Genomic DNA, 20,330 nt, shown 5'->3' with positions numbered 1-20,330 from the left:
CGTACACCGCCGTCCCCATTCGCATCAAACGATCATGACCGACCACCCCATGCGCCTTTCCGGCCTCGAGCCGTTCAACATCGGCGAGAGCACGCTGTTCGTCAACGTCGGCGAGCGCACCAACGTCACCGGGTCCAAGGCGTTTGCGCGCATGATCCTGAACAGCCAGTTCGACGAGGCGCTGGCCGTGGCGCGCCAGCAGGTCGAAAACGGCGCACAGGTCATCGACATCAACATGGACGAGGCGATGCTCGACTCCAAGGCGGCGATGGTGCGCTTCCTGAATCTGATCGCCTCGGAGCCCGACATCGCGCGGGTGCCGATCATGATCGACTCGTCCAAGTGGGACGTGATCGAGGCAGGCTTGAAGTGCGTGCAGGGCAAGGCGATCGTCAACTCGATCTCGCTCAAGGAAGGCGAAGAACAGTTCGCGCAACACGCCAAGCTCATCAAGCGCTACGGCGCGGCCGCCGTAGTCATGGCGTTCGACGAGCAAGGCCAGGCCGACACGTTTGCCCGCAAGACCGAGATCTGCAAGCGCAGCTACGACTTCCTGGTGAACAAGGTCGGCTTCGCGCCCGAAGACATCATCTTCGACCCGAACATCTTTGCGGTGGCCACTGGGATCGAAGAGCACAACAACTATGCCGTGGACTTCATCGAAGCCACGCGCTGGATCAAGCAGAACCTGCCGTACGCGAAGGTGAGCGGTGGCGTGTCGAACGTGTCGTTCTCGTTCCGCGGCAACGACGTGGTGCGCGAGGCGATCCATACCGTGTTCCTGTACTACGCGATTCAGGCGGGCATGGACATGGGCATCGTCAACGCCGGGCAGCTTGGCGTCTACGAGAACCTGGACCCCGAACTGCGCGACCGCGTGGAAGACGTGGTGCTCAACCGCCGCCCCGACGCCACCGACCGCCTGCTGGAAATTGCAGACCGCTACAAAGGCGGGGGTACCCGCCGCGAAGAAAACCTCGCCTGGCGCCAGGAGCCGGTGGAAAAACGCCTTGCGCATGCGCTCGTGCACGGCATCACCGACTACGTGGTCGAAGACACCGAAGAAGTCCGCCAGAAGATCTTTGCCGCCGGCGGCCGTCCGATCCAGGTCATCGAAGGCCCGCTGATGGACGGCATGAATATCGTGGGCGACCTCTTCGGTGCCGGGAAGATGTTCCTGCCGCAGGTGGTGAAATCCGCCCGCGTGATGAAGCAGGCGGTGGCGCACCTGATTCCTTTCATCGAAGAAGAAAAGCGCCAGATTGCAGCGGCCGGCGGCGACGTCCGCTCGCGCGGCAAGATCGTCATCGCCACCGTCAAGGGCGACGTGCACGACATCGGCAAGAACATCGTCACCGTCGTGCTCCAGTGCAACAACTTCGAAGTCGTGAACATGGGTGTGATGGTCCCGTGCAACGACATCCTGGCAAAGGCCAAGGTGGAAGGCGCGGACATCATCGGCCTGTCGGGCCTGATCACGCCGTCGCTCGAAGAGATGGCCTACGTGGCGTCGGAAATGCAGCGCGACGAGTACTTCCGCGTGAAGAAGATTCCGCTGCTGATCGGTGGCGCGACGACGAGCCGCGTGCATACCGCCGTGAAGATCGCCCCGAATTACGAAGGGCCGGTGGTCTACGTGCCGGACGCTTCGCGTTCGGTAAGCGTGGCGTCAAGCCTGCTGTCCGACGAAGGCGCCGCACGTTACGTGGAAGAACTGCATGCGGATTACGACCGCATCCGCACGCAGCACGCCAACAAGAAGGCCACGCCGATGGTGTCGCTGGCCGCCGCGCGCGCCAACAAGACGAAGATCGACTGGAGCAACTACACGCCGCCCAAGCCGAAGTTCATCGGCCGCCGCGTGTTCCGCAACTACGATCTGAACGAACTCGCGCAGTACATCGACTGGGGCCCGTTCTTCCAGACGTGGGACCTGGCCGGCAAATTCCCGGACATCCTCAACGACGAGATCGTCGGCGAATCGGCCCGCAAGGTGTTCTCCGACGGCAAGAGCATGCTCGCGCGTCTGATCGCCGGGCGCTGGCTGACGGCCAATGGCGTGATCGCGCTGCTGCCGGCCAACACCGTCAACGACGACGACATCGAGATTTACACCGACGAATCGCGCTCGGAAGTCGCGCTCACCTGGCGCAACATCCGCCAGCAGAGCGAGCGCCCGATCATCGATGGCGTGATGCGCCCGAACCGCTGCCTGGCGGATTTCATCGCGCCCAAGGACACCGGCATTGCCGACTACATCGGCCTGTTTGCCGTGACGGGCGGCATCGGGGTGGAAAAGCGCGAGAAGCAGTTCGAAGCCGACAACGACGACTACAGCGCGATCATGCTCAAGGCGCTGGCCGACCGCTTTGCCGAAGCCTTTGCCGAGTGCCTGCACGCCCGCGTGCGTCGCGACTTGTGGGGCTACGCACCGGATGAGACGCTCGACAACGATGCGCTCATCCGCGAGGAATACAAGGGCATCCGCCCCGCGCCCGGCTACCCGGCCTGCCCGGAGCACACCGTCAAGCGCGACATGTTCCGCGTGCTCGACGCGCAGGAGATCGGCATGGACCTGACCGAAGCGCTGGCGATGACGCCCGCCGCGTCCGTCTCGGGCTTTTACCTGTCGCATCCGGCCAGCACGTACTTCACGCTCGGCAAGATCGGCCAGGATCAGGTGGACGACATGATCGCCCGCAGCGGCGAAGACCGCGCCTTTGTGGAGCGCGCCCTCGCCCCGAATCTCTGATTCTGTGACAAGACGTTTAAGACATGGTGTGATCCGCTCTGTGTCTTACGTCCGCAAACCCTTGCTGGCGTTGGCTTTTCCGGGGTTTCAAGAGGGGCGATCCTTACATTACAAAGGCTTACACCCCCTAACAGTCGTAACCGGCACGACTCCATAGACTGAACGCATTCACTCAACACACACGGAGTGATGCCGCGACGAATTCCTCGCGTGGCAGTTCAGAATGAAAGGAGTCTCTCCATGAACAAGCTGCTGATCTCCCTGTCCGCCATCGCTATTGCTGCTGCTTCGGCCTACGCCAACGCACAAACCCCGTCGGCCGGCGCATCGCTGCAAAGCAACGGCACTGCGGCCGTGGCGCCCGCGCAAGGCAATGCCGGCGTGGGCCTGAAGGCCGATGCGAAGTCGGACGGCGGCGCCAAGCTGGACACCGAGTCCGCCAAGAGCCAACTGAACACCAAGGCTGAGCACGGCGCCAAGGCCGCGCACGAGCACAAGGCGAAGACGGAAGCCGGCGTCGACAAGACCGCAGACAAGGCCGGCAAGTCGGTCAGCAAGACGGAAAAGTCGGCCGAGAAGTCGGGCAAGGCCGCAAAGGCTGACACCGGCGCCGGCCTGAGCGCCGACGCAGGCGCGAACGCCGCCGCCACGACCCAGACGAAGTAACACGTCACTGCGCGGAAAAGCCGGGGCCGCCCGGCAATTCCGGCTACCCTCGGGGCGGAACTCTTCCGCCCCGTTTTCTTTGGCCGCACGCGCTCAGGCACGCCGATTGCTCATTGGGAGGCATCGACATGTTGCGATTCATGCACATTCCCGAGGTCTCTTATGGAAACGCAGACAACGCCTTCTCAAACCGCCAGCAAGAGGGGCCCCGTTTTGGCGCAACAGTCCGATACAATTGCTGTCGTATCGAACCAACAAGCGCAGCGCATGGAGTCGGGCAATCCGCCCAGCGCGCTCATAAGGAGCAGCATGATTCGCGTCCTGATTGCGGACGACCACGAGATCGTCCGCGCCGGCCTTCGACAGTTTCTGTCCGAAGAGCGGGACATCGAAGTCGCGGGGGAAGCGGCCAGCGGGGAAGAGGTGATGGAGCAACTCCGCACCGGGGCCTTTGACGTCGTGGTGCTCGACATTTCCATGCCCGATCGCAACGGCATAGACACCCTCAAGCTGGCTCGCCAGCGCCATCCGGATCTGCCGGTGCTGATCCTGTCGACCTTCCCGGAAGACCAGTACGCCATTAATCTCATCCGCGCAGGTGCCTCGGGCTATCTGACCAAGGAAAGCGCGCCGGACGAGCTGGTCAAGGCCATCCGCACCGTGTCGCAAGGCCGTCGCTACGTCAGCCCGACCGTGGCCGAACTGCTGATTGGCGGCCTGGAAAAACCGACCGACCAGCCGCTGCACCAGACGCTGTCCAAGCGCGAATTCCAGATCTTCTGCAAGCTGGCGCGCGGGCAATCGGTATCGGTCATCGCGGAAGAGTTGTTCCTGAGCGTCAAGACGGTCAGCACGTACCGCACGCGGATTCTGGAAAAGATGGGCATGAAATCCAATGCCGATCTGACGTATTACGCCATCAAGAACGGCCTGGTTGAGTAGCATGCGGTGGGGTGCCAAAACCCCTTGGCGCGCCGCAAACCCAACTGGCATGTAGGACAACGCCTGATACCACCTCGGCAACCCGCTGGCTAACATCAACCCATGCTGGATCAAGCCGTCACCCTCTCCGCCCGTGGCCTGCGTGTCCTCCTGATCGAGGACTCCCCTGTGCTTCGTGGCATGGTGTTGGAATACCTCAAGGCCTCCGCCTTCGTGGCGACGGTCGAATGGGCAGACACCGAAGATTTGGCGCTGCGCCTCCTCGGGCAAGGCAACTACGACGTCGTGATCGTTGACCTGCAATTGCGGCAGGGCAACGGGTTCAAGGTCCTTCAAACCTTGCGTGATCAGGCATCACCCAGCGTGCGTATCGTCTATACCAACCACGCGCAAGTGCCGACCTACCGGCAGCGCTGCTTTGAAGCTGGCGCCAACTATTTCTTCGACAAGTCGCTCGAGCTCGACAAGGTGTTCGAGGTCATCGAAGAGCGCGCCGGCGTGGGTCGCCCCCGTCCGCAGCCCGCCCAGCATTTCCACCCCTGAGATTGTTCGCGCGCGCCGTAAATACCGCCGCGCTGCGCACCCAACGCCATTTCTCACCCCAAGGAGCGTTCGATGAAGACCTTGTGTGCCGCACTTGCACTGACGTGTATGTTCCTGGCTGGCTGCAACACCATGGCCGGCGCCGGCAAGGACATCCAGACCGGTGGTCAGAAGCTGGAGAACTCGGCCGACAACGTCAAGCAGAAGATGTAACGCCCGCGTCAGCCACTCCGGCATCAAAAACAAAAAGCCCCGCGATGGGGCTTTTTGTTTGGGCAGCACCTGGCGAGCGACCTACACCGTTGCGCCGCCGTGACCCGGCGCGGGCGCAATCCCGCCAGTCAGCGCCTGCATGCCCGACGGTTCGTTGGCCGCACTCCGGTCGAAGACGGCATCGCTGGGAGGCAGCTCGACGATGATCGTCACGCCTCCGCCCGGCATGGAATCGATGACGAGCGTGCCACCCAGCGCAATGGCACGCTGCTCCATCCCCAGCAGGCCGTGATGGCCAACCATGCGGCGGCGCTCGATATCGGCAGGGAAACCTCGGCCGTTGTCGCGCACGCGCAAGCGCACGCCCTCTTCACCCACATCGAGCGCCACCGACACCGTGGTCGCATGCGCGTATTTCGATGCGTTGGTCAGCGATTCCTGCACGATCCGATACAGCGCGATGGCCGCATCGTCGGTCAGCTTGGGCATATCGTCGGGCAGGCTCACTTCCGTATGCCAGCCATTGCGCGTACCGACGTCTTCGGTCAATTGCGAGAGCGCTTCCACCAGCCCCAGGTTCAGCAAGATGGTCGGGCGAAGGTCTTCGATCAGGCGGCGCTTGATCTGGATGCCCTGATCGACGTGGGCCATCACGCGGGTAATCTTTTCACTCACGGCCGGCTCGCTGCTGTGCACGCGTGAGCGCAGCCAGTGGAGATCCATCTTCGTGGCGGTGAGGATAGCGCCCAATTCGTCGTGCAACTCGCGCGCCAGGCGCGTCTTCTCGTCTTCGGTTACGCGCTGCAAATGCGCGGCGAGGTCGCTCAACTGTCGCGTACGCTCACGCACCATGCGGTCGAGTTTCTGGCTTTCCTCTTCGGCCATGTCGCGCTCGCGCTCCGTCACGGCAAGGCGCTTGGCGTGCTGCATGCCCAATACCACCAGCAGGATGATGTTGACCGCCGTGATGAGCGCAATGCCGTAGCGCGAGAGGGCCAGGTCGCGCTCGGCGTGTTCAAGACTGCGCGCCACGGTGGCGATCTCACGCTGACGCAGTCGATCCAGCCCCTGTCGCACCGCTTCCATCGATGCCTTGCCGAAATCGGTGCGCACGAGATCGAGCGCCACTTCCAGATCACGCTTGCCATAGATGAGCGTGAGTTCCATCTCGGTGAGCTTGCGGCTCACCTGAAGCGCTGTCTCCGAGAACAGCTTGAGCGCGTCCGGATCGTTGGCGTAGTGATCGCGAATTTCCGCCATCAACGCGTGGATGTGCGGGATGGCCTTGTTGTACGGATCGAGGTATTCGTCCTTGCCCGTGAGCAAGAACCCGCGTTGCCCGGCCTCGGCGTTCACCAGTTCGGCCAGCAGTTCGTTGATGGCGGTTTCAGCCTGCTGCGACTGAATCACCTGCCGATAGCCCTGGCTCAGGCGGATGTTGCCCGTCTCCGAGGCAATCAGCACCCCGAGCGTCAGCAGAATGCCGCCGGCGAGCAGCAGAGTGGAGCGCAAGGATGACCGCATGGCATGCAGACCCATAGGAAACGTCAAACCGCCCGACGCGGCGTGCGTTGCGTTTGTGTTTTTTTAGCAATTCGGATGATACCGCGTGGGCGCCCCGGGCGACACTTGGGAAGCACCCGGGTCAGGCACGCAATGTGCGTGGGAGTACGCCGCAGGGCAGTGCCCTGCATCCCATCCATCCGAATCGGAGACGACAACATGCTCAAATGGGCACTCATCTTCGCCATCATCTCCCTGGTGGCAGGCGTGCTGGGCTTTACCGGCATTGCCGCAGGTGCGGCAAGTATCGCCAAGGTCCTGTTCTTCATCTTCGTGGTGCTGTTCGTGCTGTTTCTGGTGTTGGGCGTCACGGTCTTCAAGGCCGTCGATTAGCGGCCAACCCAGAGCGGATGCGCGGCCCGTGTCTTGCTAGCTGTTTTGGGACACGTGGCCCGCTTTTGCACAAGCCGAATCGCACTCAAGACAACCACGCCGCAGGTGTGTGCCGCCCTGCGGCGTCACGACGAGGAGCCTCCCCATGTCACTTTTTGCCAACCATCGCGTCCGCAGTCGGATTGATGAAGTCAACGACCGCGCGCGCCGCGTGATGGACAGCGCCAGCGACGCCGTCGACCACGCCCGCAGCGCCTCTCGGCCCGCCGTGGAAGATGTTCAAAGCCTGCTGCGCTCGCTTGAGGACGCCATCCATACGTTGACGGACGAAGGCAGCGCCGAAGCCGATCGCGCAAGCCGTACGCTTCAGGCGCGTGCCGACCAGCTGCGCCGCGCCGCCAATGAGCGTGCCCACCAGGCCCGCGAACGCATGGACTGGGCACTCGGCCGCGCGGAAGAAACCATCACAGCGGCACCGTTCAGGGCGGTTGGCGTGGCCGTGGCCATTGGCGCGGCGATCGGCTTGGTCGTGGCACTGGCCGGCAGCGGCCGTCGCGACGGTAGCGAATAACCCTCTACGCCCATCACCGCAGGAGCAACCACATGAGTCTGACCAACGTCGCCGCCCCCTCGGAAAGCGGCTTTCTCACCGACATCAAGACTTTGCGCGAACGTGCCCGCAAGCACATCGAGGAAGGTGCGGTGACCGAAGATTACAAAGCCGATCGGGAGACCGTGCTACGGCTGCTGAACGAGGCGCTAGCGACGGAACTGATCTGCGTGCTGCGCTACCGGCGCCATCATTTCATGGCCAAGGGGATCAACGCAGAACCCATCGCAGCAGAATTCCTGGTGCACGCCAACGAGGAACAGGCCCACGCCGACAGCATCGCCGCCCGCATCGTGCAACTGGGCGGCGAGCCCAACTTCAACCCCGAAGGGCTGTCCACGCGAAGCCATTCCGAGTACGTGGAAGCCGACAGCCTGGTCGACATGATCAAGGAAAACCTGGTGGCCGAACGGATCGCGATCGACAGCTACCTGGAGATGATCCGCTACATCGGGGATCGAGACCCCACCACGCGGCGCGTGCTGGAACAGATTCTGGCCGTGGAAGAAGAACACGCGGACGAGTTGTCCGACATGCTTCACGACCAATAAAGCGAAAGCAGTCGGACGAGATACCGGCCAGCGCGCCAGCCCCCCCTCCCCCGCTCCCGGCCGCAGTGGCCGGATGCCCGGACCGCCCCGTTTGGCGGCCGGGCATTTTTTTTGGCCTGCGTCCGAAGCTCAGACGCCCCAGAGCACGCTGGATTGTTCGACCAGCGATTCTTCCAGCATGTGCAGCAGCGGATAGGCGCGCTGGCCGAGGTGCGGCGGCTCTTCTTCGCCGTTTTCGTCCAACTCGGACGCCGACAGTTCGGCCACCTTGATATGTGCCTGGTGCGTGTCATCCTTGATGGCCCGCTTGAGGCGGTCGATGGCGTGGGGCATTTCTTCGGGCGTGATGACACCGCGCTCGCCCAGCGTCTTGCCGATCACGCCCAGCAACACCATGGCGAGATCCTTCTGCATCGAGAATTTCTGCGAAGCGTGCGAAGTAAAGGTGATCATCATGTCTTCGTTTCCCTTGGTTGGGTGGAGCCACGGTTTGCCACGACCGGGGCGGATACGTCTGAGACCGCGGCTCACCTGATAAAATTTCGTACTTTTCCCCGAACAACGCAACTGGCGGCGCCAGGACTGGATTTCAATCCATTTCAGCACTGCCGGCGTCATGGTTTCTTTATGCTGCCCTCCCACAAACAGACGATCGCCCAACTGTTGTCCGACGCCGTCGGCTCCCTGCTGCCCGAGGGCCAAGCCCGACCGGAGATCGTCCTGGAGCGCCCCAAGCAGGCCGCGCACGGCGACATCGCCTGCAACGTCGCGCTGCAGCTCGCCAAACCCCTGGGCACCAACCCGCGCGAGTTGGCCGGCAAGATCGCCGATGCCATCCGCGCCGATGCCCGCGGCCAGCGTCTGGTGTCCGCCGTTGAGATCGCCGGCCCGGGTTTCATCAACCTGCGCCTGTCGGCCGCCGCGCGTGCCGACGTGATCGCCGCCGTGTTTGCCGAAGGCGACCGCTACGGCGCCGCCAACACGCATGACGGCGCGCCGGTGCTGGTGGAATTCGTCTCGGCCAATCCGACCGGTCCGCTGCACGTCGGCCACGGCCGCCAGGCCGCACTGGGCGATGCGCTGGCGAGCCTGCTCGACTGGCAAGGCCACAAGGTCCACCGCGAGTTCTATTACAACGACGCCGGCGTCCAGATCCACAACCTCGCCGTCTCCGTCCAGGCCCGCGCACGCGGCTACAAGCCCGGCGACGCCAACTGGCCTGAAGCCGCGTACAACGGCGACTACATTGCCGACATCGCCGCCGATTACCTCGCCGGCAAGACCGTACGCGCCTCCGATGGCGAACCCGTGACCGGCGAGCGCGATGTGGAAAACCTCGAAGCCATCCGCCGCTTTGCCGTGACGTATCTGCGCAACGAGCAGGACATCGACCTGCAGGCCTTCGGCGTGAAGTTCGACCGTTACTACCTGGAGTCGTCGCTGTACACCGAAGGCAAGGTGCAGCAAACGGTGGACGCGCTCGTCGCTGCCGGCAAGACCTACGAGCAGGAAGGCGCGCTGTGGCTGCGCACGACCGATGACGGCGACGACAAGGACCGCGTCATGCGCAAGTCCGACGGCGCGTACACGTACTTCGTGCCCGACGTGGCGTACCACACGACCAAGTGGGGCCGTGGCTTCACGCAGGTCATCAACGTGCAGGGCAGCGACCACCACGGCACGATCGCCCGCGTGCGCGCCGGCCTGCAGGGCCTGAACATCGGCATCCCGAAGGGCTACCCCGATTACGTCCTGCACAAGATGGTCACGGTGATGAAGGACGGCGCCGAGGTGAAGATTTCCAAGCGCGCCGGCTCGTACGTGACGGTGCGCGACCTGATCGAATGGTCCAACGGCGACGCCGAGAGCGAAGCCGGTGTCGACACCATCCGCGCCTGCGTGGAAGCCGGCGAGCCGAACTGGCCGGCGCGCTTCACGCGCGGCCGCGACGCCGTGCGCTTCTTCCTGCTGTCGCGCAAGGCCGATACCGAATTCGTCTTCGACGTGGATCTGGCGCTCAAGCAGAGCGACGAGAACCCCGTGTACTACGTGCAGTACGCCCACGCGCGCATCTGCTCGGTGTTCGAGCGCGCCGGCGTTGACCCCGCCTCGCTCACCAACGCCGATCTCGCTGCGGTGACGGGCCCGGACGTCAGTCCGCAGGCGACCGCCCTGGTGCAACGCCTGGCCGCATTCCCCGACATGCTGGCCGACGCCGCGCGGGAGCTGGCTCCGCACGCCGTGGCCTTCTACCTGCGCGACCTCGCGGGCGATTTCCACGCGTTCTACAACGCCGATCGCGTACTGGTGGACGATGAGGCCGTCAAGCGTGCCCGTCTGGCGCTCCTGGCTGCCACGCGCCAGGTGCTGCGCAACGGGTTGACGGTGATCGGCGTATCCGCGCCGCAAAAGATGTAAATGCCCACGATCGGGCATCACACGGCGCTCTTATAATCGGGCGCTTCTAGAAGGATCGACATGGCACGCAATACGCAATCTTCCCGTGCCCGCTCGCAACGCGGCGGCACGTTTCTGGGTCTGGTGTTGGGCTTGATCGTCGGTTTGGCGATCGCCGTGGTGGTGGCGGTGTACATCACCAAGGCCCCGGTGCCCTTCGTATCGCGTGGCGGCGCGCAGCCCAAGCCGAGCGAAGCGGGCAACGTGGTCAACACGCTGCCGGCCCCGGTACAACCCGCGCCTCAGGCCAGCGCGCCGCAGGCAGCTGACCCCAACGCACCGCTGTGGAGCCGCGTGCCGGCCAAGCCGGTCGATCAGCCCGCTGATCAGAATAATCCGCCGCCCGGCATCACCATCCGCCCGGCGCAGCCGGGCTCGGCGCCGCAAACGGCGAGCGCACCGATCGCCAAACCGCCCAAGCCGCCGGTCACGGCTTCCAACGAAAAGCCGGTCACGGACCCGATTGCAGAGATCGCTCGCCAGGATGCCGCCAAGACAGGCTATTTCCTGCAAGTGGGCGCTTACAAATCGTCGGAAGACGCCGAGCGTCAAAAGGGCAATCTGGCCATGCAGGGCTTTGAAGCCAAGGTGACACAGCGCGAGGTGAACGGCACCACCATGTACCGCGTGCGCCTGGGGCCGTTCAATTCGCTGGATGAGATGACCGCTGTACGCAGCCGCCTGCAGTCGACGGGCGTGGAATCGTCGGTCATCCGCTTCGCGCGCCAGTAACGTCAAGTCGTGCAGCCTGCTGTGAACCCGGCAGGCTGTGATCGGTCAGAAACCTGAGTCTCAGTTACGCTGACAGCGGCATCTGTCGGTTCTGCACTGGATTTCGCTGGTTTTTCCATCGCTTCGTCCAGTTCGTCGTCTAATTCGTCGTCCATTCACCATGAAAAAACTCGCTGCTTTCCTGATTGCCCTCGCCACCGGTGCCGGCTTCCTGATGACCGCGCCGGCCAACGCCACGCCCACCGCCGGTAAGGAATACAAAGTGCTGCAAACGCCGCAGCCCGTGCCCGCAGGCAAGATCGAAGTGACGGAGTTCTTCTGGTACGGCTGCCCGCACTGCTACGACTTTGAAAACACCTGGACGGCGTGGGTCGCCAAGCAAGGCAAGGACGTGGTGATCAAGCGCGTGCCGGTCGCCTTCAATGCCAAGCTGGAGCCGCATACCCGCATCTATTACACGCTGGAAGCGCTGGGCAAGCTCGACGCCAAGGACGCCAGCGGCAAGACGCTGCATGACCGCGTGTTCGACCAACTGCACAAGAACTACCGTTCGATGTCCGAACTCGATGACATCGCCAAGTTCATGGCTGCAAACGGCGTCGACGAGAAGCAGTTCCGCGACACCTACAACTCGTTCAGTGTGAACGCCAATACCAAACGCGCCGCGCAACTGGCCGATCAGTACAAGATCGAAGGCGTGCCGACCGTCGTTGTGCAGGGTAAATACACCACGTCGCCGGCAGATGCCGGCAGCAACGTGGGCGCTGCCCAGACGCTCGACTACCTCGTCGACCAGGTGCGCAACCGCAAGATGTGACGGGTTGCCGCGTTTCCGGGCATTCGCCCGGGCGTGACACCGCCATCGACGCCCGCCCCTGTGCGGGCGTTTTTTGTGCGTCGGCCTTCTTCACACCTACCAGGACATCGACATGAGCGAGATCGTCTTCATCACCGGCGCTTCCAGCGGCATCGGCCAAGCCTTGGCTCGCCAGTACGCAGCGCAGGGCGCAACGATCGGGCTGGTCGCACGGCGTGTCGACGCGCTCCAAGCGTTTGTACAGACCCTGCCAGCCGCCCTCCAGAGCCGCTGCCACTGCTACGCCGCCGACGTGCGCAGCGCCGATTCAATGCGCGACGCGGCCAACGCCTTTATCGCCACGGCCGGGCTGCCCGATGTGGTGATCGCCAACGCCGGCATCTCGGTCGGCACGGACTTGCGCGAACCCGGCGACCTGAAAGCCTTTGCTGTCGTGATGGACACCAACTGGATGGGCGTGCTCAACACGTTCCAGCCGTTTGTCGGGCCGATGCTGGCGCGCGCCAAGCCTGGGCAGCCCGGCGGCACGCTGGTCGGCATTGCCAGCGTGGCGGGCGTGCGCGGGCTGCCGGGTGCGGCGGCGTACAGCGCCTCCAAGTCGGCGGTGATCAAGCTGATGGAAAGCCTGCGCGTGGAATTCGGCCCGCTTGGGCTGCGCGTGGTGACGATCGCCCCCGGCTACATCCGCACGCCGATGACCGAACACAATCCGTATCCGATGCCCTTCCTGATGCCGGTGGACCGCTTCGCGCTGAAAGCCGTGAATGCGATCCATCGCGGCGTGCGCTTCACGGTGCTGCCATGGCCGATGGGCATCGTCGCCAAGCTGCTGCACGTGCTGCCGCGCGGGCTCTATGACTTTGCGTTTGCGCGCGCCGGGCGCAAACCCCGCAACCCCGAGATTTCGTCATGACTTACACCGATGCGGCTGGGCTCGCCCACGCCCCTGTCGACACCACACCGCGCATCGCCAGCCTGGTCCCTTCGATTACCGATCTGCTGTTCTCGCTCGACCTGGGCGATCAGCTTGTGGCCCGCACCGGCTTCTGCATCCACCCGCGCGAAGCGGTGCGCAACGTGCCCAAGGTTGGCGGCACCAAGACCGTCAAACTGGACAAGTTGCGCGAGCTGGCGCCCACGCACGTCATCGTCAACATTGACGAGAACACACGCCCGACCGTCGACAGGCTGCGCGAGTTCATCCCGCACATCATCGTCACCCATCCTTGCTCGCCCGAAGACAATCTCGCGCTATACCAGCTGCTGGGCGGCATCTTCCGCCGCGAGGCGCAGGCACAAAAGCTGGCGGACGCGCTCACGCAGGAGCTGGAGGCGCTGCGCGGCCGCCACTTCCTGCCGCACCGCGTGCTGTACGCCATCTGGCAAGACCCGTGGATGACGGTGTCGCGCGATACGTACATCTCGCGCATGCTCAAACTCGTCAACTGCCATACGTGGCCGGACGACCCTGCGCCCGTGCAATGCGGCACCGACAAGAGCGGCGATTGTGCCCGCCCCAACCGTCCCGACACGCGCTACCCGACGTTCCGCTGGAGCAATGATGTCGTGCGCAACATCGACTGCGTGCTGCTCTCCACCGAGCCTTACAGCTTTACCGAAGAGCACGTCGATGCGCTCGAAAAGCAGATCGGCAAGCCGGTCTACCTCGTTGATGGCGAAATGGTGTCGTGGTACGGCAGCCGCGCGATTGATGGCGTGCGGTATCTGGGGCAATTTGCGAAGACGCTGCGTTAGGGCCAAATCTTCAGGCCGAAAAAAACCCGCCGGTTGGCGGGTTTTTTGTTGGCCGCAGCGATACGTTATCGCTCGAACCCATAGTCGTACTCGACCTTGGCAATGCGCAGGTGGTACGACGCATACCACTGCTCACGTCCCAGCTTCTGGGCGGCAAGGTGGTCGCTCTGGTTCTTCCATTCGCGAATGGCCTCCAGCGACGACCAATACGACACGGTGATACCCGGCCGCCCCTGATCGCCGGCCAGCTCATCGCGTACGGATTCGATGCCGAGAAACCCCGGCATACTGCGGCCCAACTCCACCATGCGGTCGGCCATGGCGCCGTAGCCGTTGTCGCCGTCGGTGCGCGTGGAGGAAAAAATCACCGCGTAATACGGCGCAGTCGGCGTTTGCGCGGGAAACGGCAGGACGACGGCGCTGTCGTCGAGAACGTCATGCTGGTCAGCCATGGTCGGCTCCGGTGGAAAGCACGGGTTGTGTGGTTATGCAGCGGCCTGGAATCGAACGATACCGTCCGCGCCGGTTTCGCGCACCAGTTCGCCTTGATGCCACAGCGCATGCAGGTGAGCAAGCGCCTCGCCCATCGCGAAGGTCATCTGGTGCACATCGAACTGACGCTTGAAGATGACGTTGACGATGTCGCGTGCCGATTGCGGCGCGGCCTTGCACGCGGCCAACGTTTCGGCCAGGCGATCCGCATGGTGATCGCGCAGTTGCCGAATGCGCGTATGCAGCCCCCGGAACGGCCGCCCGTGCGACGGCAGAATCAGCACATCCGCGGGCAGCGGCTCGTATTTGCCGAGCGAATCCAGATACAGCGTGAGCGAATCCGCTTCAGGCTCCAGATCGAACACGCTCACGTTGGTGGAAATGCGCGGCAGGACCATGTCGCCGGAAATCAGCACATTGGCATCTTCACTGTAGAGCGCGACGTGCTCGGGCGCGTGGCCGAAACCGGTGATGACACGCCACTTGTGCTCGCCGATGGTGACGACATTGCCGTCCATCAGGCGGCGGTACTGGCTCGGCACGCCGGGCACGAGCGTGCTGTAGTAATCCTTGCGATTGCGGATGCCTTCGATGGAAGTCGGGTCGGTCAAGCCGTGGCGCTCGAAATGGCGCGCGGCAAATTCGCCGCCGGCATTCGACGCACCCGTGCCGCCCACCAGCATGCGCGCGAAGGCGTAGTCGCCCAGGCTCATCCACAGGCGCACGTTCCAGCGTTTTTGGTCGCCGCCTTCGCACAGCCAGTTCGACAGGCCGACGTGGTCCGGATGACAGTGCGTGACCAGCACGCGCAGCACCGGCAGGCCGTCGAGGTGGTTCGCGAAGATCGTTTCCCAGTACCCGCGAATCGCTTCGTGGTTGATGCCGCAATCGATGATCGTCCAGCCGTCCTGCCCGTCCTGGCGATCGCGCAGCAGCCAGAGGTTGATGTGATCGAGCGCAAACGGCAGCGGCATGCGCAGCCAGTAGACGCCAGGGGCGACTTCAAACCGCGTGCCGCCCTCGGGAAGCGTGTCGCCAAAGGGATAGTCGAGTTGGTGTTCGAGCGCGTTCATGTGGGTGGGGTCTCGGTCGCCGCCTTTGGGTGCGTCGGGGCGGTCTCTGCGATTGCGGTTTGGCGCCATTGACGCTAACGTAAACGTCAATTTGCCGCCGGTCATCCATCTTAAGCGAAAACTTAATGTCGCTGCCCGGCGTGCATGTGTCATCACACCTCTGTCGTTACTCCGTTCCCCCGCCGTATGTCTGCCTCTACTCCGTCTGCCGCCGCTGCGGTCGCCGCCGATCTTGAATCGGGCGATACCGGCGCGCTTGCCGACGCAAGCTTCACCATCACCGACCTTGCCCGCGAGTTCGACATCACGCCGCGCGCCATCCGCTTCTACGAAGACCAGGGCCTGCTGGCGCCGGATCGCCAAGGCCCGGGCGGGCGTCGCCGGGTGTATTCGGCCGGCGAGCGTACACGCCTGAAGCTGACCCTGCGCGGCAAGCGGCTCGGCCTGTCGCTGGGTGAGATCAAGGAGATCCTGGACCTGTATGAGTCACCGCGGGATACCGTGCCGCAGCTGGAGCGCTTCCTGGCGTCGCTGGCCCAGCACCGCGCAGTACTCACGCAGCAACTGGAGGATCTGAACGCCCAACTGGCCGAGATCGACCAGCACGAACGCCAGTGCCGGCGCCTGCTGGAAGACGCGCAGGCCGGCACGGTCAAGCCGACCAAGCGCCGCAAGGCCGCCTGATTCCGCAAATCTACGTAATGGACGGTCATTGACGTTTACGTAAACGTCAATACAATACCCAACACCCTGCTGCACCCTCCCGGCCCCGCGGCGCCCGCCATAAGCGACGCGCACCGCACATCGCCAGACCACTGACTAGAGACACCCGCGGCTCGAACCGCGCCCAAGGAGACCACCATGATTGATCTGCCCGGCCTGAAATTCGACTTGGGCGAAGACATCGAGATGCTGCGTTCGGCCGTGCGCGATTGGGCGCAGGGCGAGCTGGCACCGCGTGCCGGCGAAATCGACCGCACCGACCAGTTCCCGATGGACGCATGGCGCAAGATGGGCGAGCTGGGCGTGCTCGGCATCACGGTGGCGGAGGAATACGGCGGCGCCAACATGGGCTACCTGGCGCACATGATCGCCATGGAAGAAATCAGCCGCGCATCGGCGTCGGTGGGCCTGTCGTATGGCGCGCACTCGAACCTGTGCGTGAACCAGATCCACCGCAACGGCACGGCGGCCCAGAAGACCAAGTACCTGCCCAAGCTGGTGTCGGGCGAATGGGTGGGCGCGCTGGCGATGAGCGAGCCGAATGCCGGGTCGGACGTCGTCAGCATGAAGCTGCGCGCGGAGCTGAAAGGCGACCGCTACGTGCTGAACGGCACAAAAATGTGGATCACCAACGGCCCCGACTGCGATGTGCTGGTCGTTTATGCCAAGACCGAGCCCGAACTGGGCGCGCGCGGCATGACGGCGTTCATCGTCGAAAAAGGCATGAAGGGTTTCTCGGTGGCGCAGAAGCTGGACAAGCTCGGCATGCGCGGCTCGCACACGGGCGAGTTGGTGTTCGAGAACGTGGAAGTGCCGGTGGAGAACATCCTCGGCCAGGAAAACGGCGGCACCAAGGTGCTGATGAGCGGCCTGGATTACGAGCGCGCGGTGCTCTCCGGCGGCCCGATCGGCATCATGCAGGCCTGCATGGACGTGGTCACGCCGTACATCCACGACCGCAAGCAGTTCGGCCAGAGCATTGGCGAATTCCAGCTCATCCAGGGCAAGATGGCTGACATGTACACCACGCTGCAGGCTTGCCGCGCGTACCTGTACACGGTCGGCAAGAACCTCGACTCACTGGGCCGCGACCACGTGCGCCAGGTGCGCAAGGACTGCGCCGGCGTGATCCTCTACACCGCCGAGAAGGCCACCTGGATGGCCGGCGAAGCCATCCAGATCCTGGGCGGCAATGGCTACATCAACGAATTCCCGGTCGGCCGCCTGTGGCGCGACGCCAAGCTGTACGAGATTGGCGCCGGCACGTCGGAAATCCGCCGCATGCTGATCGGCCGCGAGCTGTACGCAGAGACGATGTAACTGGCGAGAGCAGGCGGGGCTGGGGCACGGGGCCATCAGCCAAACGGATAAGGAGGCGCAACGGTTTCAGGACGCGAACACGGTACCGAAGACCCTACAATCTAGGTCTGCCTGGTTTGCTGGTTTTGCCGCTTCCCTGCCCCCGCGCACACGCCATGTCCCATTTCCCCAAGCTCCTCTCGTCGCAGATCGCCTTCGACGTTGCCCGCACGATGCTCGACGGCTTCGACAAGCACTATCGCTTGTTTCGCGAGGTCAGCGTACAGGCCAAGACTGCGTTCGAGACCGGAGACTGGGCCGGCCTGCAGCAGTTGCAGCGGGACCGCATTGCTTATTACGACGAGCGCGTGCGCGAAGCGTCGGTCATCCTCGAAGACGAATACGACGCCGAGAACATCGACGACGAGATCTGGCGCCAGATCAAGCTGCACTTCATCGGCCTGCTGACCAACCATCATCAGCCCGAGTGCGCCGAGACCTTCTTCAACTCGGTGTGCACGCGCATCCTGCATCGTTCGTACTTCAACAACGATTTCATCTTCGTGCGCCCGGCCATCTCGACGGAGTACATCGAGAATGAAGAGTCGCCCACCAAGCCGACGTACCGCGCGTACTACCCCGGCACGCGCGACGGCCTGGGTGCCTGTTTCGAGCGCATCGTCCACAACTTCCAGCTCAACGCGCCGTTTGAAGACCTGGAGCGTGATATCGGCTACGTGGTGCGCGCGGTGGGCGAGCACTTCGGCGATTTCCGCATCGCGCCCAATTTCCAGATCCACGTGCTGTCGTCGCTGTTCTTCCGCAACAAGGCGGCGTACATCATCGGGCGCGTGATCAATGGCGACAAGACGTTCCCGCTGGCCGTGCCGATCCTGCGCAATGCCGCAGGCCAGCTCTCGCTCGATACGGTGCTGCTGCGGCAGGAACAGCTGCTGATCCTGTTCTCGTTCACGCACTCGTATTTCATGGTGGACATGGAGATCCCGTCTGCCTACGTGACCTTCCTGCGTGACCTGATGCCGCGCAAGCCGCGCGCCGAGATCTACACCTCGCTCGGCCTGCAGAAGCAGGGCAAGAACCTGTTCTATCGCGACTTCCTGCATCACCTGCAGCACTCGTCGGATAAGTTCATCATCGCGCCGGGGATCAAGGGCCTCGTGATGCTGGTGTTCACGCTGCCCTCGTACCCGTACGTGTTCAAGGTCATCAAGGACTACTTCCCGCCGCCCAAGGAAACCACGCGCGAGCTGATCAAGAGCAAGTATCAGCTGGTGAAGCGCCACGACCGCGTCGGGCGCATGGCCGATACGCTGGAGTATTCCGACGTGTCCTTCCCGCTCTCGCGCTTTGACGACGACCTCATCAAGGAGCTGGAGAAGCACGCGCCGTCGATGGTCGAATACCAGCGCAGCGAAGACGGCAGCGAAGAGATCGTCATTCGCCACGTCTACATCGAGCGCCGCATGACGCCGCTGAACATCTGGCTGCAGGAAGGCACCGATGCGCAGGTCGAACACGGCATCATCGAATACGGCAACGCCATCAAGGAACTCATCGCCGCGAACATCTTCCCGGGCGACATGCTGTACAAGAACTTTGGCGTGACGCGCCACGGCCGCGTGGTCTTCTACGACTACGACGAGATCGAATACCTCACCGACTGCAACATCCGCACCGTGCCCGAACCGCGCACGGAAGAAGAAGAAATGTCCGGCGAGGTCTGGTACAACGTCGGCCCGCACGACATTTTTCCCGAGACGTACCGCACGTTCCTGCTGGGCGACCCGCGCGTGCGCGAAGCCTTCCTCAAGCACCACGCAGACTTCTTTGAAGCTTCCATGTGGCAGGGGTACAAGGAGCGTCTGCTCACGGGGCAGATGCACGATTTCTACGCGTATGACGCAGCCGAACGCTTCGTCAATCGCTACGGCGCGAGCGCGCCCGACAACGCAGCGCAAGACAACACGACGCTGCAGCGCGCCGCCGCTTAACCCTCTCAACACGACGGGAAACCATGCCACATCGCATCAAAGAGCTGTTCGAGAACAACCGGAAGTGGGTCGAGCGCGTCAACGCTGAAGACCCGGCGTTTTTCTCGAATCTGGCCAACCAGCAGAACCCGGAATACCTGTGGATCGGCTGCTCGGATTCGCGCGTGCCGGCCAACCAGATCATCGGTCTGCCGCCGGGCGAGGTGTTCGTCCACCGCAACATCGCCAACGTCGTGGTGCACTCGGACTTGAACTGCCTGTCGGTGCTGCAGTTCGCGGTGGAGGTGCTGAAGATCCGGCACATCACGGTGGTGGGTCATTACGGCTGTTCGGGCGTGAAGGCCGCGCTGACGAAGCAACGGTTTGGTCTGGCAGACAACTGGATTCGTCACGTGCGCGACGTGGCCGAGCAGCACGAAACCTATCTCGGCACCGTGGTTCGTGAGCAGGATCAGCATGACCGGCTGTGCGAGCTGAACGTGATCCATCAGGTCAACAACGTGTGCCTGACGACGATCGTGCAGGACGCGTGGGATCGCGGGCAGCCGCTGACTGTTCATGGCTGGATTTACGGCGTGAAGGACGGGATGTTGCGCAATCTGGGGATGGCGGCGAGTTCCAATGAGGAACTGCATGCGCAGTTGGGCGAGGCTTGGCTGAATTATGGGAAAGAAGGGAGTGTGCCTAGTCCGGTGGGGTTCTGAGTTTTCGTGTGTTTGGGGTGGGTTTTTTGTTGGTGGTGCATCCCTTGTTTCATCCCCTGCCGGGGCTGACTTACTTTCTTTGTCTTGCCAAAG

The 20,330-nt window shown here is 63.3% G+C and carries 21 protein-coding genes; 17 read left to right on the top strand and 4 right to left on the bottom strand.

What is annotated here, in order from left to right; translation table 11 throughout:
• The first annotated feature begins 34 nt into the window (after positions 1–34).
• The 5 genes from metH (at position 35) to AAHM38_RS19960 (ending at position 5,116) form a co-directional block, all read left to right on the top strand.
• Positions 35–2,752, top strand: a complete 2,718-nt coding sequence (gene metH / locus AAHM38_RS19980; RefSeq protein ID WP_116576730.1) for a methionine synthase — start codon at positions 35–37, stop codon at positions 2,750–2,752.
• 240 nt (positions 2,753–2,992) lie between these two features.
• Positions 2,993–3,418, top strand: a complete 426-nt coding sequence (locus AAHM38_RS19975) for a hypothetical protein (RefSeq protein WP_116576731.1) — start codon at positions 2,993–2,995, stop codon at positions 3,416–3,418.
• A 309-nt stretch (positions 3,419–3,727) separates the two neighbouring features.
• Positions 3,728–4,360, top strand: coding sequence for a response regulator (locus AAHM38_RS19970; protein WP_037027780.1), 633 nt, complete (start codon positions 3,728–3,730; stop codon positions 4,358–4,360).
• Positions 4,361–4,462: 102 nt separating this feature from the next.
• Positions 4,463–4,903, top strand: a complete 441-nt coding sequence (locus tag AAHM38_RS19965; protein WP_012760977.1) for a response regulator — start codon at positions 4,463–4,465, stop codon at positions 4,901–4,903.
• 72 nt (positions 4,904–4,975) lie between these two features.
• Complete coding sequence (locus tag AAHM38_RS19960; RefSeq protein ID WP_012760976.1) at positions 4,976–5,116, top strand: entericidin A/B family lipoprotein; 141 nt, start codon at positions 4,976–4,978, stop codon at positions 5,114–5,116.
• Between the two features lie 81 nt (positions 5,117–5,197).
• Here the strand turns inward: AAHM38_RS19960 and AAHM38_RS19955 are convergent, their stop codons facing one another.
• A complete protein-coding gene (locus AAHM38_RS19955; protein WP_037028749.1) occupies positions 5,198–6,640 on the bottom strand; it encodes a sensor histidine kinase in 1,443 nt (480 codons plus the stop codon).
• A gap of 198 nt (positions 6,641–6,838) precedes the next feature.
• Here AAHM38_RS19955 and AAHM38_RS19950 point away from each other — a divergent pair, with 198 nt between their 5' ends.
• The 3 genes from AAHM38_RS19950 (at position 6,839) to AAHM38_RS19940 (ending at position 8,173) form a co-directional block, all read left to right on the top strand.
• The gene (locus tag AAHM38_RS19950) at positions 6,839–7,012 is read left to right on the top strand and encodes a DUF1328 family protein (RefSeq protein WP_004633727.1); all 174 of its coding nucleotides are present in this window, start codon (positions 6,839–6,841) and stop codon (positions 7,010–7,012) included.
• A gap of 145 nt (positions 7,013–7,157) precedes the next feature.
• On the top strand, positions 7,158–7,583 hold the full coding sequence (locus AAHM38_RS19945) for a DUF883 family protein (protein WP_012760974.1): 426 nt from the start codon (positions 7,158–7,160) through the stop codon (positions 7,581–7,583).
• A gap of 32 nt (positions 7,584–7,615) precedes the next feature.
• The gene (locus AAHM38_RS19940; protein ID WP_065860242.1) at positions 7,616–8,173 is read left to right on the top strand and encodes a ferritin-like domain-containing protein; all 558 of its coding nucleotides are present in this window, start codon (positions 7,616–7,618) and stop codon (positions 8,171–8,173) included.
• A gap of 129 nt (positions 8,174–8,302) precedes the next feature.
• Here AAHM38_RS19940 and AAHM38_RS19935 read toward each other — a convergent pair whose 3' ends face one another.
• On the bottom strand, positions 8,303–8,626 hold the full coding sequence (locus AAHM38_RS19935) for a DUF1840 domain-containing protein (RefSeq protein WP_012760972.1): 324 nt from the start codon (positions 8,624–8,626) through the stop codon (positions 8,303–8,305).
• 174 nt (positions 8,627–8,800) lie between these two features.
• On the opposite strand from AAHM38_RS19935, the gene argS reads away from it, so the two are divergent.
• From argS to AAHM38_RS19910, 5 genes are all read left to right on the top strand, one after another.
• A complete protein-coding gene (gene argS, locus AAHM38_RS19930) occupies positions 8,801–10,591 on the top strand; it encodes an arginine--tRNA ligase (RefSeq protein ID WP_012760971.1) in 1,791 nt (596 codons plus the stop codon).
• A 60-nt stretch (positions 10,592–10,651) separates the two neighbouring features.
• On the top strand, positions 10,652–11,362 hold the full coding sequence (locus AAHM38_RS19925; protein WP_116576732.1) for an SPOR domain-containing protein: 711 nt from the start codon (positions 10,652–10,654) through the stop codon (positions 11,360–11,362).
• A 160-nt stretch (positions 11,363–11,522) separates the two neighbouring features.
• Positions 11,523–12,179, top strand: a complete 657-nt coding sequence (locus AAHM38_RS19920) for a thiol:disulfide interchange protein DsbA/DsbL (protein ID WP_012760969.1) — start codon at positions 11,523–11,525, stop codon at positions 12,177–12,179.
• Between the two features lie 112 nt (positions 12,180–12,291).
• Positions 12,292–13,092 carry an SDR family oxidoreductase gene (locus AAHM38_RS19915; protein WP_012760968.1) on the top strand — a complete coding sequence of 267 codons (801 nt, stop codon included), beginning with the start codon at positions 12,292–12,294 and terminating at the stop codon, positions 13,090–13,092.
• A complete protein-coding gene (locus AAHM38_RS19910) occupies positions 13,089–13,934 on the top strand; it encodes a helical backbone metal receptor (protein ID WP_012760967.1) in 846 nt (281 codons plus the stop codon). Before AAHM38_RS19915 ends, AAHM38_RS19910 begins: the two co-directional genes overlap by 4 nt.
• 65 nt (positions 13,935–13,999) lie before the next feature.
• Here the strand turns inward: AAHM38_RS19910 and AAHM38_RS19905 are convergent, their stop codons facing one another.
• Together AAHM38_RS19905 and AAHM38_RS19900 are read right to left on the bottom strand one after the other, a co-directional pair.
• Positions 14,000–14,386: an antibiotic biosynthesis monooxygenase family protein gene (locus AAHM38_RS19905; RefSeq protein WP_009239249.1), complete on the bottom strand. Its 387-nt coding sequence runs from the start codon at positions 14,384–14,386 to the stop codon at positions 14,000–14,002.
• A 33-nt stretch (positions 14,387–14,419) separates the two neighbouring features.
• Positions 14,420–15,499 (bottom strand): MBL fold metallo-hydrolase, encoded by a 1,080-nt coding sequence (locus AAHM38_RS19900; protein WP_012760966.1) that lies wholly within the window; start codon positions 15,497–15,499, stop codon positions 14,420–14,422.
• A 186-nt stretch (positions 15,500–15,685) separates the two neighbouring features.
• Here AAHM38_RS19900 and AAHM38_RS19895 point away from each other — a divergent pair, with 186 nt between their 5' ends.
• The 4 genes from AAHM38_RS19895 (at position 15,686) to can (ending at position 20,237) form a co-directional block, all read left to right on the top strand.
• Positions 15,686–16,183, top strand: a complete 498-nt coding sequence (locus AAHM38_RS19895; RefSeq protein WP_116576733.1) for a MerR family transcriptional regulator — start codon at positions 15,686–15,688, stop codon at positions 16,181–16,183.
• A 177-nt stretch (positions 16,184–16,360) separates the two neighbouring features.
• Complete coding sequence (locus tag AAHM38_RS19890) at positions 16,361–17,542, top strand: isovaleryl-CoA dehydrogenase (RefSeq protein WP_012760965.1); 1,182 nt, start codon at positions 16,361–16,363, stop codon at positions 17,540–17,542.
• Between the two features lie 155 nt (positions 17,543–17,697).
• Positions 17,698–19,533 (top strand): bifunctional isocitrate dehydrogenase kinase/phosphatase, encoded by a 1,836-nt coding sequence (aceK, locus tag AAHM38_RS19885; protein WP_037027763.1) that lies wholly within the window; start codon positions 17,698–17,700, stop codon positions 19,531–19,533.
• Positions 19,534–19,556: 23 nt separating this feature from the next.
• The gene (can, locus tag AAHM38_RS19880) at positions 19,557–20,237 is read left to right on the top strand and encodes a carbonate dehydratase (RefSeq protein WP_012760963.1); all 681 of its coding nucleotides are present in this window, start codon (positions 19,557–19,559) and stop codon (positions 20,235–20,237) included.
• The last annotated feature ends 93 nt before the right edge of the window (positions 20,238–20,330 follow it).

Origin of the sequence: Ralstonia sp. OTU4908, from assembly GCF_038440115.1 — a bacterium.
Lineage (GTDB): Bacteria > Pseudomonadota > Gammaproteobacteria > Burkholderiales > Burkholderiaceae > Ralstonia > Ralstonia pickettii.
Note: the sequence above shows the minus strand (reverse complement) of the source record. Positions and strands in the feature narration are given on the sequence as shown.